The sequence below is a fragment of the Pseudomonas silesiensis genome (genome assembly GCF_001661075.1).
GTDB lineage: Bacteria > Pseudomonadota > Gammaproteobacteria > Pseudomonadales > Pseudomonadaceae > Aquipseudomonas > Aquipseudomonas silesiensis.
Map to the genome: position 1 here is coordinate 2,812,963 of NZ_CP014870.1, position 13,775 is coordinate 2,826,737.

Annotated in this window: 12 protein-coding genes and 1 pseudogene; 2 read left to right on the forward strand and 11 right to left on the reverse strand. The window is 60.5% G+C overall.

Features of this window, described 5'->3' with window-relative positions; translation table 11 throughout:
* Positions 1-5 precede the first annotated feature (5 nt).
* The 10 genes and pseudogenes from PMA3_RS12640 to PMA3_RS12685 all read right to left on the reverse strand — a co-directional run.
* A complete protein-coding gene (locus PMA3_RS12640; RefSeq protein ID WP_064677460.1) occupies positions 6-701 on the reverse strand; it encodes an ABC transporter ATP-binding protein in 696 nt (231 codons plus the stop codon).
* Complete coding sequence (locus PMA3_RS12645) at positions 701-1,459, reverse strand: ABC transporter ATP-binding protein (RefSeq protein ID WP_064677461.1); 759 nt, start codon at positions 1,457-1,459, stop codon at positions 701-703. The genes PMA3_RS12640 and PMA3_RS12645 overlap by 1 nt, the downstream gene beginning before the upstream one ends.
* A complete protein-coding gene (locus PMA3_RS12650) occupies positions 1,456-2,466 on the reverse strand; it encodes a branched-chain amino acid ABC transporter permease (RefSeq protein ID WP_064677462.1) in 1,011 nt (336 codons plus the stop codon). Before PMA3_RS12650 ends, PMA3_RS12645 begins: the two co-directional genes overlap by 4 nt.
* Positions 2,467-2,468: 2 nt before the next feature.
* Positions 2,469-3,329, reverse strand: coding sequence for a branched-chain amino acid ABC transporter permease (locus PMA3_RS12655; protein ID WP_064677463.1), 861 nt, complete (start codon positions 3,327-3,329; stop codon positions 2,469-2,471).
* Positions 3,330-3,412: 83 nt separating this feature from the next.
* Positions 3,413-4,615, reverse strand: coding sequence for an ABC transporter substrate-binding protein (locus PMA3_RS12660; RefSeq protein ID WP_064677464.1), 1,203 nt, complete (start codon positions 4,613-4,615; stop codon positions 3,413-3,415).
* Between the two features lie 98 nt (positions 4,616-4,713).
* Positions 4,714-5,484: a FadR/GntR family transcriptional regulator gene (locus PMA3_RS12665; RefSeq protein WP_064677465.1), complete on the reverse strand. Its 771-nt coding sequence runs from the start codon at positions 5,482-5,484 to the stop codon at positions 4,714-4,716.
* 124 nt (positions 5,485-5,608) lie between these two features.
* Positions 5,609-6,940: an amidohydrolase gene (locus PMA3_RS12670; RefSeq protein WP_064677466.1), complete on the reverse strand. Its 1,332-nt coding sequence runs from the start codon at positions 6,938-6,940 to the stop codon at positions 5,609-5,611.
* 79 nt (positions 6,941-7,019) lie between these two features.
* Positions 7,020-8,057: a DUF2955 domain-containing protein gene (locus PMA3_RS12675; protein WP_064677467.1), complete on the reverse strand. Its 1,038-nt coding sequence runs from the start codon at positions 8,055-8,057 to the stop codon at positions 7,020-7,022.
* Entirely contained in the window at positions 8,047-9,108 is a 1,062-nt protein-coding gene (locus tag PMA3_RS12680; RefSeq protein ID WP_064677468.1) for an HlyD family secretion protein, read from the reverse strand. Before PMA3_RS12680 ends, PMA3_RS12675 begins: the two co-directional genes overlap by 11 nt.
* Before the next feature lie 340 nt (positions 9,109-9,448).
* A pseudogene (locus PMA3_RS12685) lies at positions 9,449-9,595 on the reverse strand (acyl-CoA dehydrogenase family protein); the annotation flags it as partial.
* Positions 9,596-9,711: 116 nt separating this feature from the next.
* On the opposite strand from PMA3_RS12685, the gene PMA3_RS12690 reads away from it, so the two are divergent.
* Entirely contained in the window at positions 9,712-10,416 is a 705-nt protein-coding gene (locus tag PMA3_RS12690) for a TetR/AcrR family transcriptional regulator (RefSeq protein ID WP_064677470.1), read from the forward strand.
* Positions 10,417-10,612: 196 nt separating this feature from the next.
* Here the strand turns inward: PMA3_RS12690 and PMA3_RS12695 are convergent, their stop codons facing one another.
* Complete coding sequence (locus tag PMA3_RS12695; RefSeq protein ID WP_064677471.1) at positions 10,613-12,649, reverse strand: NADH:flavin oxidoreductase; 2,037 nt, start codon at positions 12,647-12,649, stop codon at positions 10,613-10,615.
* Positions 12,650-12,912: 263 nt separating this feature from the next.
* Between PMA3_RS12695 and PMA3_RS12700 the strand changes: the two genes are divergently transcribed.
* A complete protein-coding gene (locus PMA3_RS12700; protein WP_420848691.1) occupies positions 12,913-13,761 on the forward strand; it encodes a glycine betaine ABC transporter substrate-binding protein in 849 nt (282 codons plus the stop codon).
* Positions 13,762-13,775: the final 14 nt, after the last annotated feature.

Genomic DNA, 13,775 nt, shown 5'->3' on the forward strand with positions numbered 1-13,775 from the left:
TCCAGTCAGGCGCTCAGGGCCAGGTAGCGGTTCTTGATGGTCGGGTCGGCACGGAAGTCAGCGGCGCTGCCTTCGTAAACCACACGGCCCTGTTCGAGGACGTAATGGCGGTCGGCGAGCTTGTCGCAGACCATCAGGTTCTGCTCCACCAGCAGTACCGGCAGACCGTCGTCCTTGATCTTGCGCAGGATCTTCACCAGCTCATCGACGATCACTGGCGCCAGGCCTTCGGTGGGCTCATCGAGGATCAGCAGCTTGGGGTCGTTGAGCAGGGCGCGGGCGATGGCCAGCATTTGCTGTTCGCCGCCGGACAGCGCGTGGCCGGCGTTTTTGCGCCGTTCCTTGAGGCGCGGAAACATGGTGTAGACATCCTCCAGCTGCCAGCGGCTGGTCTTGCGCTGGGCAATACGCAGGTTTTCCTCGACGCTGAGCAAGCGGAAGATGCCACGGTGTTCCGGCACCAGCGCCAGCCCCTGACGGGCGATCTCGAAGATCTTCTGGCCAACCAGTTGCTTGCCATTGAAACGGATCTGTCCCTGGCGTGGGCAAATGATCCCCAGGATGCTGCGCAGGGTCGTGGTCTTGCCCGCACCGTTGCGTCCCAGCAGGGTCACCAGTTCACCGGCGTTGACCTGCAGCGAGACGCCTTCGAGGACGTGGCTCTTGTCATAGTAGGAATGGATATTCTCGACGGTCAGCATCAGGCGGCTTCTCCCAGGTAGGCGATACGCACGCGCTCATCGGCGCGGACGAATTCCGGTGTGCCCTCGACCAGGATCTGGCCGTGGCTCATGACGGTGATGCGTTGGCTGATGGACATGACGATGCTCATGTTGTGCTCGATCAGCAACACGGTGTGATCGCGGCCCAGGTCGCTGATCAGTTGAGTCATGATCGGGATGTCATCGATGCCCATGCCGGACGTGGGCTCATCGAGCATCAGCAGTTTTGGTCTGGAGCAGATCGACATGCCGACTTCCAGCACCCGCTGCTGGCCGTGGGACAGTTCGCCGGCGAGGGTGTCGGCGCGTGTCGTCAGTTGCAGGCGTTCGAGTACCTGATCAGCCATCTCCAGATGTTCGCGGCGACTGTCGACGTGACGCCAGAAGTTCAGCGCCGCCAGCCCATCGCGACCCTGGGCGGCCAGGCGCAGGTTTTCCCGTACGCTGAGGTTCTGGAACAGGCTGGTCAACTGGAACGAGCGAGCCATGCCCAGGCCGACCCGGCCGTGCGCCGGTTTCTTGATGATGTTTTTGCCGTTGAACAGGATGGCCCCGGCGGTGGCCTGGCGTTCACCGGTCAGGCAGTGGAACAGGCTGGTCTTACCGGCGCCGTTGGGGCCGATGATGGTGTGAATGGTGCCGGCCTCGACCTTCAGGTTGACGCCATTGACCGCGCGGAAGGCGCCATAGGCCAGTTCCAGGTCGCGGGTTTCCAGCAGGTACTGAGGGTTGGTCATGACAATTTCTCCTCGGTCGGCGCGGCCGTCTTGCGTTGACCCTTGAGGCGTTCGAACAGACTCGACAACCCGCCCCACAACCCGCCGCGCATGAACACCACTACCAGGATCAGGATGATCCCCAAGAGCATCAGCCAGCGTGGCCAGAGATCGGAGAGGAACTCGCCGAGCAGGACGATGGAGCCGGCGCCCAGCAAGGAGCCGAACAGCGAACCGGTGCCGCCGACAATGGTCATGATCAGGATGTTTTCCGACATCGCCAGGTCAATGTTCGACAGCGGTACGAAATGCAGGAGCATGGCGTACAGCGCCCCGGCGATCCCGGTCACTGCGCCGGACAACATGAACACCAGGATCTTGAAATGCCGGGTGTCGTAGCCGATGGCGGCGGCGCGGGTTTCGTTCTCGCGGATCGCCATCAGCGTACTGCCGAATGGCGAGGCGATTACCCGGCGGGCGCCGATGAAGATCAGCAGGAACAGCACCGCGACGAACCCGTAGAAGTAACGGGCGTCGCTCAGCGACAGCAGCACGGTGTCGCCGATGCGGATTTCCGGGCGCGGCACGCTGAGCAGGCCATTGTCGCCGCCGGTCCAGTCGCTCAGGGTGTAGGCGATGAAGTAGGCCATCTGGCTGAACGCGAGGGTCAGCATCACGAAATAGATGCCGGTGCGACGAATCGCCAGGGCGCCTACCAGCAACGCCAGCACTGCGCCGGCCAATGCGGCACCGAGCAGGGCGCTTATCAACCCCAGTTCCAGGTGGATCATCAACAACGCGGCGCAGTAGGCGCCCGCACCGAAGAAGATGCCCTGGCCGAATGACAGCAGCCCGGTGTAGCCCAGCAGCAGGTTACAGGCCAGCGCCGCCAGGGCGAAAATCAGGATTTCCGTGGCCAGGGTCGCCGATGGCAGCACCAGCGGCAGGCCAATCAATACCGCAATCACCAACAGCAGCATGGAGCGCGACTGAGTCTTGGCGAAGGGCAGGGGGTTTTTTTCGCTCATGATCATGCTCTCCCGAACAGGCCGTAGGGACGGACCAGAATGACCGCCGCCATGGCGCCGTAAATCATCAGGCTGGCGCCTTGGGGCCAGATGGTGGTCATCAGGCTTTGCACCACACCGACCAGCAAACCGCCGACCAGCGCACCGCTGAAGGAACCCATGCCGCCGATCACCACCACCACGAACGCGACCCCGAGAATCTCCGGGCCGACAAAGGGTTGGGCGCCGCGCAAGGGTGCAAACAGCACACCGGCGATACCCGCCAGGGCGACACCGAGGGCGAAAGTCATGGAGAACAGCCGGAAGATGTTGGTGCCCAGCAGCGACACCGTTTCAGTGCTTTCACTGCCGGCACGTACCAACGCACCGAAACGCGTGCATTCCAATAGCAGCCACAATGTCAGCCCGATCAGTCCGGAAAAGACGATCAGGAACAAGCGGTAGTAGGGATACACGAAGTCGCCGATGATCAATACGCCGCGCAGCAGTTCCGGCACCGCGACGCTCTTGCCCACCGGACCCCAGATCAGCACGCTGGCTTCCTGGATAATCAGCGCGATGCCAAGGGTCACCAGAATCTGGAAGGTGTGGGGTAAGTGGTAGATCCTCTGGATCAATAATCGCTCGATGGCCCAGGCCAGGGCGGCTACCACCAACGGCGCCAGGAGCAGTGCCAGCCAGAAGCTTCCGCTCAGGCTGACCACGGTGTAGCAGATGTAGGCGCCGAGCACGAAAAACGCGCCGTGGGCGAAGTTGACGAAGTTCAGCAGGCCGAAAATGATCGTCAAGCCGACGGCGATCAGGAAGTAGATCATCCCCAGGCCAAGGCCATTGAGGATCTGGAACAGGTAAAGATTGAGCATGCAGGTACCCTCTGCAGGAGGCCGGCCGACTGAGGCGTCACCCGGCCCGCTGCCTGCGGCAAGCGGTAGAAAGGTTTCTGGTGTCAGCCCAGGACGCAGCCGGTCGCGTCTGCCGGCGGGAACGAGCGGCCGGAACTGACGACCTGCGCCAGGTCATCCTTGTCGCGCATGTCGGCGGTGGCCTTGCCCACTAACAGGTAGTAATCCTTGATCACCTGATGATCGTCGGCGCGGATCGACTCCTGGCCAGTCGGGCCTTCGTAGCTCAAGCCCTGCATGGCCTTGGACACGGTAGGGCCGTCGAAGCTGCCGGTGGCGATGATGCTCTCGAGCATGATCCGGGTGCCGATGTAATCGGCCGCCAGCGGGTAGGTGGGATTGATCCCGTATTTAGCCTGGGTGATCTTCACCAGCTCGCGGTTGAGCGGGGTATCGACCTGGTGCCAGTACTGGGCGCCGAGGTAGACGCCTTCGAGCACATCGCTGCCCAGCTCCTGGAACTGGTCGAGCCCGGCGGACCACACCAGCAGCACTTTCATGCGCTCCTTGATGCCGAAATTCACGGCCTGGCGCAGGGCGTTGGAGGACTGGCTGCCGAAGTTGAGCAGCACCAGCACGTCAGGTTGCGCGGCGATGGCGTTGGTCAGGTAGCCGGAGAATTCCTGTTCCTGCAATGAGTGATAACTGTTGCCGATGTGTTCGATGCCATGCTCGGCGCACACCTGCTTCGCACCGGCGAGCAGCGCTTCGCCGAACACGTATTGCGGGGTGATGGTGTACCAGCGTTTGGCGTTGGGCAGCAGCTTGATCAGCGGCACCATGGTTTCGCGAATGGCGCCGTAGGTCGGCACCGACCAGCGAAAGGTCGAGGCGTTGCAGTCCTTGCCGGTGACCTCATCGGCGCCCACCGGCGTCATGAACACTCCACCCACCTTGCCCACTTCCTTGGACACCGCCAGCGCTGAAGACGATAGGGTGCAACCCTGGAAAAATCGCGCGCCATCCTGGGCAATTGCCTCCTGGACTTTGCGCACTGCCTTGCCGGCGTTGCCTTCGGTGTCGATTACCTTGTAGTTCAGCGGTCGGCCGAGCAAGGTCGGATGTTGCTCTACTGCCAGGCGCGAGCCCATGTCGGCGAACTTGCCGTAACTGGCGAACGCACCGGACATCGATTTGAGCCCATAAAAGGTAAAGGGCTCGGCGGCAAACGCATGACGTACACCCAGCGGAAGGCTGAGGGCTCCGGCTACGGTCAGACTGGCTTTCAACAACGTACGACGCTGCATGGGGTAACTCCCTGGTTTAATTATTGGCAGGAGTGGCAATGGCAAAACGGCGCATCACGGCCTGTGGGCAGGCCTTTTATTGGAGGTCGGAGCGGACTTCAGTGGGTGTGATCGAACTCCAGTAAAAAGTGGCGGGTGACTTCCCCTTCGAGGGCGCTCATGTGGTGCTCGGCATCGCACATGTGTTCATGCATCAGTGTGCGCACGCTGTTTTCGTCCTCGGCTTGCAGGGCGTTCAGCAGGCGTTTGTGGTAGTCGAGGTTGGCGGCGTCGAACTGCTTGCGTTTGGGTTTGTAGGCTTTCTTCAACACCACCAGGTCGCGCAGCAGGTCGTTGAGAAACTGCGCCATGAACGCGAGCAACGGGTTGGGACAGGCACGGGCCAGCAGGTTGTGGAACTCCAGTTCGGCCAGGCGCTGTTCGCGCTGGCCGGCTTCGCTGTCTTCCGGTGCGCTGCAGAAATCGACGTTGTCTTGCAGGGCTTTGAAGTCAGTCGCGCTGAGGCGGCCGATCACCGATACCGCCAGTTCCACCTCGATGACCTTGCGCAGTTGGTACACCTGCTCGCCATCCAGGTGCTGGAAGTGCAGGTAGTTGCGCAAGGCGCGGCTGGCCGGTTCGGTGCCGGCCTCATTCAGGTACGCACCGCCGCTGGGGCCGGTGCGGGTGTTGACCAGGCCTTCGACCTCAAGGGCCTTGAGCGCTTCACGCGCCGAGCCCTTGGAGCACTGGAAGCTTTCCATCAGCTCGCGCTCGGTTGGCAAACGGTCGCCAGGGCGCAGCGCGTCGGTGACGATGGAGCGCTTGACCGACTCGACAATCACATCGGAAAGCTTCTGGCGTTTGCGGCGGATCGGGCGACTGAGCATGCTGTTCTATTGATCCTATTAATGCGGATAAATAGTACTTAATAGGACATGGCCTGGTGCGTCAATCGCCCAGCGGACGAGGTGTCGCTTTCGGTGTCCAAGGGTCGTAATCAGATACAGGCACTCAGGGTTTTTCCGCCACCCGCCCTGGATAATTCAACACAAACTGCACATGCGCCTTCACCCCTGTAGCCAGGGTCGCATCGTCCGCGGTGAAGTAGGGGCTGTGATTGTTCGGGACCTTCTGCATGTCCTGGTCTGCAGGCGTTGCCCCCAGGAACACGAACAGCCCCGGCACCTTCTCGGCGTAGAAGGAAAAATCCTCGCTCGGCGACAGCGATGATTCCAGCCGCTCGACCTTGCCCGGCGCCGCCAGCTCCAGCGCCGGGACCATGGCTTCGGTCAGCGCAGGATTGTTGATGGTGACCGGGGCGATGTTCACCAGTAGCAGGTTGGCCTTGGTTTCATAGGCGCTGGCAATGCCGTTCACCAGCGGCGGCATCTTCTGCAGGATGGTGTCGCGGATCGAGGCGTTGTTGGTGCGGATGGTGCCAGTGAGCTCGGCAGTCTCGGGAATGATATTGCTTGCCGCGCCGGCATTCATTGTGCCGACACTGATGACGCCCATGCCCTTTGTCATGTCTATCCGCCGGCTGACCAGGGTCTGCAGGCCGCCGACGATGTTCTCGCTGGCGATGATCGGGTCCACGCCGCTCCACGGCGCCGACCCGTGGGTCTGCTGGCCTTTGACGGTGATGCGGAAGGCGTCGTTGCTGTTGAGCACCGTCCCGGATTTGTAATACAGGTGGCCGGTCGGGTAGCCGGCCATGACGTGTACCCCGAATATGGCTTCGACCTTCGGCGAGTCCAATGCTCCGTCGCGGATCATTGCCCGCGCGCCGATCACTGCGTCTGCCTCGAACTCGTCCACGTCGGCGGCGCCTTCTTCGGCCGGCTGGAACAGGAAGACCACCGTTCCCGCAACTTCGTTGCGATGCTCGGCAAGCACCTTGGCTGCGCCCAGGAGCATCGCCGTGTGCGTGTCATGCCCGCAGGCATGCATGACCGGCACCGTTTTGCCCCGGCGCACGCCGGTTGCCGTGCTGGCGAACGGCAAGCCGGTCATTTCCTTGACGGGCAGGGCATCCATGTCGGCGCGCAAGGCCACCACGGGGCCGGGTTTGCCGCCCTTGAGGACGCCGACCACGCCGGTCTTGCCGATGTGGGTGCGCACCTCCATTCCCAGTGCCTTGAGCTGCTGCGCGACCAGTTCCGAGGTTTTCACCTCCATGTTTCCCAGTTCGGGATTCTGGTGAATGGTGTGGCGCAGCTCGATAACGTCCTGGCTGACCGAGGCGACGGCGGGGTCGACCCAACTGAAGTCGGAAGCCTGGCAGAAGGCTGTCGAGAAGGTGCTTAGGAGAGCAATACCCAAAGGCAAGGATGATATACGCATGAGGAATTTTCCTTGTGGCCGGATGGTGGTCGGAAGACTTGGTGTTGTGCGTCTGACGAAGACGTTGAGCGATGCGCGATCAATGGCTCATGTGCCGGGTCACGGCGAACCGATTGAGAAATCCATGGGTCACGAATACCAGCGTCAGGGTCAGGACGACCGAGACCGATACAGAGGTGAGTCTATAAAAGATATCGAACATGATGTCGTGGGAGGGCGTCAGGTATTGGCCGAATAAAATGGCCAGTGTGGTGATCGCACCAAATCCTATTCCCGGCAGCCCTTTTTCCATGGAGTGCCAACGGGCGCAAATCATCAGGGCCACCCAGAACATCACGAGCACCAGGGGCAGGATGTCGTGATGGTTGTAGAGCAACAACTGCATGACAAAGCCCACGGCGCAGCCCATGAGCGTGCCTATCGCACGTATCCGCCCGGCGAAATGCGCGCCTTTCCAGTGCATGGGAAACAGGATCAGGATGCTTGCCACTTGTGCGGACAATGAGTCTTTCAGGTCCAGGCATTGAAAGGCGACAAACGACGCGGTAGCCACCGTTGCCCCCAGCAGGGCTTCATGGCGCTGGCTGGGAAGGTCTTTGTCCATCGGTTGCCTGGGGCTGCGGGGTGCGGCATCTGGAAACAGGTAAAACATCAGGCCGGCGATCCCCGCCGAGAGCCAGATCGCCGCGCCATTGCACCACAGCAGATCGATGACATCGGTTTGCGGATAGCTGGAAAAGTGCAGCAGAATCGAGAGGAACACCGCGCTCAGGGCGCTGAAGAAAAACAACGGGCCTCTGGCCATCAGCGCAAAGCGATAGAGGAACAACAGGAAGACGATGGGCACCGCCAACACCGGTCGATCACCGAACAACCCGTAAAGCACCCCGACCTCCACGCTGACGACCACGCCCTGTGCCAGGAACTGGCGCACCAGATGGGCATTCAAGGTCGGGACCAGGCCCAGGACCAACATCGGGTAGACACAAAAAAAAGCGCCGTACTCCAGGTTGAACACCTTGCAGATAAACAGCCCCAACGTTCCACCGCCGGCAATGCGCAGGCATTGGCGCAGGTCGTTTTCGCTCAGTCGATGGGGGCCGGACTCAGTAGACATAATGGATAATGCTGACGAGGCGGATTTGCAGCGCACCCATGAGGCGCGCCACGGCATTGTCGCTGGAAAACAGCTGCACGGTCGCCTTCGCCCCCGAAGGTAACGTGGGCGGAAGATCGGTATTGAACACCAGGTGAATACGTTGGCGTTGCGCATCCCTTACCCAGCGATCCGATTGCAGGGGGGCGGCCAGATCGCCGTTTGCATCGATCTGTCCTTCTTTCACCCCCGAGTCCAGGTGGCTGACTTTCGCCGGGAAAATTTCCCCTGGGCGGGCATCGAACACCACTGAGGCCGCCGTGCCTGGCTGGGCATAACGCAAGGCCTTTTCCCTGAAGTCGGCCGTGACATCGGCATTGTCTTCCACCAGCGCCATGACGGATGCGCCGGCCTGGAGGTAAGCCCCGGGACTGAGCTGCAAGTTGCCGACCACGCCGGCACGTTCAGCCCGGACTTCGCTGTAGTCCAGTTGCAGGCGGGCCTGTTCCAACGCGTTATGCGCCTGGCGGACGTGAACATTGTCGTCGCCGGGGCCACCTCTGCGTGCCCTGATTTCCTCGATGGTGCTGGACGCCGCCCTGACTTGCGACTGGGCGATCGTCAGGCTGGCGTTGATCTGATCCCGCAGCTGGGTGGAGACGAAGTTTCGGTCATGCAAGGTTCGAATCCGTGCCGCCTGCGCCGATAGCTCCTGAACCTTGGCCTTGGCGGCTGACAAGTCGGCCTGTGCGGCGCCGAGATTGGCATCACGCTCGGAGTAATCCTGGCGGGCGCGCTCGATCATCAGCTGCGCTTCCTTGACCTTTAAAACAAAAGGGCGGGGATCGAGCCGGAACAGCAACTGCCCGGCCTCGACATGCTGATTATTGGCCACGGTCACTTCTATCACCTGGCCAGACACGCGAGGCGCGATACGCACAACGGAACGGGTTAACTGCGCCTGGGGGGTGAGCGGCATGTACAGGTCTGCTGCCAGGAAATAGACGAACAAGGCGGTCAAAATCAAAATGGCGAAACGCACGTGACGGGCAAATCGTTGGTCAGGGGTCATGGCAACTTGCGTAAAGCGTTCATGGGCAATCCGTTGATTGATAGTCGAGCCAGTCTCGTCGTGTTGATTCAAGTGCGAGCGGCCACGCGACCATCAAGCATGCAACGAACAGGGGGAGGGCATGGCGACGGATGTTACCCAGTGCAGGCAGAACGGCAATATTGAAAATCCTGATAGTCCCAATCCATGCAAGCGATAGTCTGGGCTTGGTACACGCGGATAGCCTGGCGCCCGGTACCTTCGCGGCGAGTCAGGGGCCAGACACGTTGCTGGCCCGTGCTTCGACGCTGGCCGACCAGGCGCGGAGCCTGGGGTATCGGGCAACCAGCGTGATCCCGGCTTACTTCGTTCCTGCACCGATCTGCCAGACATAGGGCGGTTCGGTGCCGTTGATTTCCCAGTCGCCGATGATGCGTTCCTTGTAGATCAGCGGGTTGTGTGAGGCCGCGGTGCGCGCGTTGCGCCAGTGCCGATCGAAGGCCTTGCCGGTGCTGGTGGCGACAACGAGAATGTGCAGGGAGAAAGTCAATAAAATGTACTTTTGTGTACATATTAAGGGCGTCAGCGTACATTTAAGTTACGCATTTTGAGAAAGGCAGTGAGATGTCCCAGTTAGGGAAAGCACGTGGCAAGGCCCAGGATTCAGGTTGGCGCGGGTCGCCGGAGGGCTGGCTGGAAGCGGCCTATGATGCGCTGAAGGAGTCGGGCATCGATGCCGTGCGAGTCATGCCGCTCGCCAAGCGTCTTGGGCTTTCCCGCACCAGTTTCTACTGGTTCTTCGAGGACCGCGAACAGTTGCTCGCCGCCTTGCTTTCCCGCTGGCGAGACACCAATACGGGTGGGTTGATCCGCCAGTGTGAAAGCTATGCGGAAAGCATTTCCGAGGCGATCCTGAATGTCTTCGAATGCTGGCTCAATCCACAGCTGTTCGACTCGCAATTCGAATTTGCGGTGCGTAGCTGGGCGCTCCAGTCGGCCGAGGTTGCTGCCGAAGTCGCTATCGTCGACGAGCAACGAATGAGCGCGCTGGCCAGCATGTTCAAGCGCTTCGGCTATGACAGCAAAGGCGCTGATGCGCGGTCCAGGACGATTTACCTGACTCAAATCGGCTACATCACCATGAACGCCAGAGAAGAGATCACCGTGCGTTTCGAACGCATACCGCACTACGTCAGCATTTTCACCGGGAAGGTACCCAAACAACGCGAGCTGGATCGTTTTTACGGCAAGTTCGGTTATGCCGAAACGGCTCCCGGGGTGTTTGTTCCCTTGACGGACACCTTCGGCGAGACGGCAGAAAATGTGTAATGTTGGTGTCCGCCGGCAACCTGGTCATTTCCAACCGGGCCGGTAGCCACCCGAGCCGAACACCCTACCTTCAGGCAATCCCCCCTGTAGGAGCTAGCTTGCTGGCGATGGTCTCCAGGGCTACGCGTTCATTCAGAAAAAACGCGTTATCGTTGACGTCCATCGCGAGCAAGCTCGCTCCTGCAGGGGCATGGCTTCAAATGTCTTTCAGCAGCCGCAATGCATCGTAAATGGCGGCATGGGTGTTACGTGCCGAGACCGCGTCGCCGATCCGGAACAACTGGAAACGGCCGTCAGGGTTGGTCACGATATTCTGCACATTCCCGGCGATCAGATTGTGCTGTTCGACCGCACCGTTGTTGCTCGAATGGGGGCGCAGGTCGAAGTACAGATCGTCCAGGGGGAGGGTGCCATGGTTGATCACGACCTGGTCGACCACTCTGTGCTTGTTCACCCGGCCATAATCGCTGCCGAAGTGGGCAATCAATTTGCCGTCACGCTGTTCTACCGAGTCGACCCGATACGTGACAGTAAAGGTAACGGCCAGGTCTTGCAGGCTGCGCATGTAAGGCACCAGGTTCATCGCCATCACCTCCGGCGAAAACGACCGGTCGGGGGTGACGATTTCCAGTGTTGCGCCGCTGTTGGCGATGACCTCGGCCGCCTGTAACGCCGCATGGTCGCCAGCGTCGTCGAAGATCAGCACATTCTTGCCGGGCTTGACGTCGCCGGAAATGATGTCCCAGGTCGATACCACCAGTTCGTTGCCCCGGTTGAGTATCTCGGTGTGCGGCAAGCCGCCGGTGGCGACTATCACCACGTCCGGTTCTTGAGCCAGCACCGTCTCGGCATCGGCCCAGGTGTTGAAGTGGAACTTCACCCCCAGGCGTGCGCATTGCGCCATGCGCCAGTCGATGATGCTGATCATCTCGCGGCGACGCTCGCTCAGCGCGGTCAAGCGGATCTGCCCGCCGGGCTGGTCAGCCACCTCGAATACCGTGACGTCATGGCCGCGTTCACCGGCGACGCGTGCTGCCTCCAGGCCCGCCGGGCCGGTGCCGATCACCACCACCTTGCGTTTGGCCGGTGCCTTGGGGATTTCGTGGGGCATGGTGGTTTCGCGCCCGGTCGCGGCGTTGTGGATGCAGTACGCGGCGCCGCCCTGATAGATGCGATCCAGGCAGTAGTTGGCGCCCACACAGGGGCGGATCTCTTCTTCGCGCTTTTCGATGATCTTGCGCACGATGTGCGGATCGGTCATGTGCGCCCGGGTCATCCCCACCATGTCGATCTTGCCGGAGGCGATGGCATGCCGGGCAGTGGCGACGTCGGGAATCTTGGCCGCATGGAAGGTCGGGAAACCCGTCGCCGCGCGGATTTCGCCAGCAAAATCCAGATGAGGAGAGTTGCGCATGCCCTGGATCGGTATCACATCGGTCAGGCCGGCATCGGTGTCGATGTGTCCGCGCACCACGTTGAGAAAATCGACCAGGCCGCTGTCCTTGAGCATGTGCGAGATCGTGAGGCCTTCCTGCGCGTCGAAGCCACCGGGCAAATCCTCATCGCCGGTGTAGCGCACCCCCAGCAGAAAATCCTCACCGCATTGCTTGCGGATGCCTCGCAGGATATCGAAGGTAAACCGCAGACGATTTTCCAGGGAGCCGCCGTAAGGGCCCTCGAGATCGTTGGTCAACGGCGACCAGAATTGATCCATCAAATGCCCGTAGGCCTGCAGTTCCAGACCGTCGAGGCCCGCCGCTTTCATGCGTTCGGCGGCATCCACGTAATCCTTGATGATCCGCTCGATGTCCCACTCTTCCATCTTCTTGGGGAAGGAGCGGTGCGACGCCTCGCGGCGGTGGGACGGCGATACCACGGGCAGCCAGTCGGCTTTATCCCAGCGGGTGCGACGACCCAGGTGGGTCAGCTGGATCATCACCGCAGCGCCATGTTCGTGGCACTCGTCCGTCAGGTCTTTCATCCATCCGACCACCTCGTCCTTGTACGCCAGGATGTTGTTGAAAACCGGCGGGCTGTCGCGCGACACCGCGGCGGAACCGGCAGTCATGGTCAAGGCTACGCCCGCCTTGGCTCGCTCGACGTGATAGGCCCGATAAAGCTCCTTCGGCATGCCATCGACCGGATAAGCCGGTTCGTGGGAGGTGGTCATGATGCGATTTCGAAGCGTCAGGTTTTTGATTTTATAAGGTTGCAGCAAGGGATCGCTGGACATGTGTTGCGCTCCTGGATCAGAACATCAGGCTGGGTTCTGACACAACGGTATGTCGAGTGTTCATGCGTGTCAACTGATGGGACACAGGTGTACATTTTACTTGCGCAGCAAAAAAACCGGGTTTAACATCCGTCGAACAAGGACTGATCTGCTTCTACTTCTGCTGCCCTGCCTATAACCATTAAAACAGTACGCGGAGATGCACCATGATGAGGAATACGTTATCGGGTAAAACCTTTGTCGGCTGGCTTGCGGGCGTGGCGATGGCCTCGTGCAGTCTGATGGCTCACGCCGAAGAACCCGCGCCGATCCGTATCGGCTGGGTTAACTGGTCGGATACCGAGATCGCGGTAAAGCTGGCAAATACCGTACTTCAAGACCAATTGAAGCAACCGGTAAAACTGGTGCTGGCAGACATCGGCATCCAGTTTCAAGCGCTGGCCAACGGCAATATCGACCTGATCCCGATGGTCTGGCTGCCCAGCACTCACAAGGCGTTCTACGACAAATACCGCGACAAGCTGGAAGATCTTGGCGTGCTGTATGAAGGGCGGATCGGCATGGCGGTGCCGACTTCGATACCGGTCAGCGAAATCGCCAGCGTCGAAGACCTCAACAAGCCAGAGGTGAGGGAGAAACTCGGCGGCAAGATCCTGACGTCCGAAGTCGGCAACGGCCAGTACAAGCTGACGGAAAAGGCTATCAAGGAGTACAAGCTCGATGGCTACAAGATGGTTGCGTCTTCAGAGTCCGGCATGTTGAGTGAGCTGGATCGCAATCTGAAACGTGACAAATGGTCGTTGATCAACGCCTGGAGCCCGCACTGGATGTTCTCCAAGTGGCCGCTGCGCTATCTGGACGATCCGAAGCAGATTTTCGGTGGTGCGGAGAAAATCCATGCTGTAGCCCGCAAGGGCTTTAGCGCGGAGCATCCCGACGTGGCCCGCTTCTTTGCCAATTTCACGATTCCTCAAGCTGACCTTGAAAAACTGATGTTTACCGCGCGTGAAAGCTCGGCAGACAAGGTGGTTGCTGACTATTACGCGGCCAACAAGCCCCGTTTTGCGGCCATGTTCAACGGCACGACCGCTGCCACAACTGCGGGGCAGTAATTGCCGCCGCTGAG

Bases quoted from the DNA above. Each gene is read 5' to 3' on its own strand.
- PMA3_RS12640 (WP_064677460.1), bottom strand. From the start codon at position 701: ATGCTGACCGTCGAGAATATCCATTCCTACTATGACAAGAGCCACGTC.
- PMA3_RS12645 (WP_064677461.1), bottom strand. From the start codon at position 1,459: ATGACCAACCCTCAGTACCTGCTGGAAACCCGCGACCTGGAACTGGCC.
- PMA3_RS12650 (WP_064677462.1), bottom strand. From the start codon at position 2,466: ATGAGCGAAAAAAACCCCCTGCCCTTCGCCAAGACTCAGTCGCGCTCC.
- PMA3_RS12655 (WP_064677463.1), bottom strand. From the start codon at position 3,329: ATGCTCAATCTTTACCTGTTCCAGATCCTCAATGGCCTTGGCCTGGGG.
- PMA3_RS12660 (WP_064677464.1), bottom strand. From the start codon at position 4,615: ATGCAGCGTCGTACGTTGTTGAAAGCCAGTCTGACCGTAGCCGGAGCC.
- PMA3_RS12665 (WP_064677465.1), bottom strand. From the start codon at position 5,484: ATGCTCAGTCGCCCGATCCGCCGCAAACGCCAGAAGCTTTCCGATGTG.
- PMA3_RS12670 (WP_064677466.1), bottom strand. From the start codon at position 6,940: ATGCGTATATCATCCTTGCCTTTGGGTATTGCTCTCCTAAGCACCTTC.
- PMA3_RS12675 (WP_064677467.1), bottom strand. From the start codon at position 8,057: ATGTCTACTGAGTCCGGCCCCCATCGACTGAGCGAAAACGACCTGCGC.
- PMA3_RS12680 (WP_064677468.1), bottom strand. From the start codon at position 9,108: ATGACCCCTGACCAACGATTTGCCCGTCACGTGCGTTTCGCCATTTTG.
- PMA3_RS12690 (WP_064677470.1), top strand. From the start codon at position 9,712: ATGTCCCAGTTAGGGAAAGCACGTGGCAAGGCCCAGGATTCAGGTTGG.
- PMA3_RS12695 (WP_064677471.1), bottom strand. From the start codon at position 12,649: ATGTCCAGCGATCCCTTGCTGCAACCTTATAAAATCAAAAACCTGACG.
- PMA3_RS12700 (WP_420848691.1), top strand. From the start codon at position 12,913: ATGGCCTCGTGCAGTCTGATGGCTCACGCCGAAGAACCCGCGCCGATC.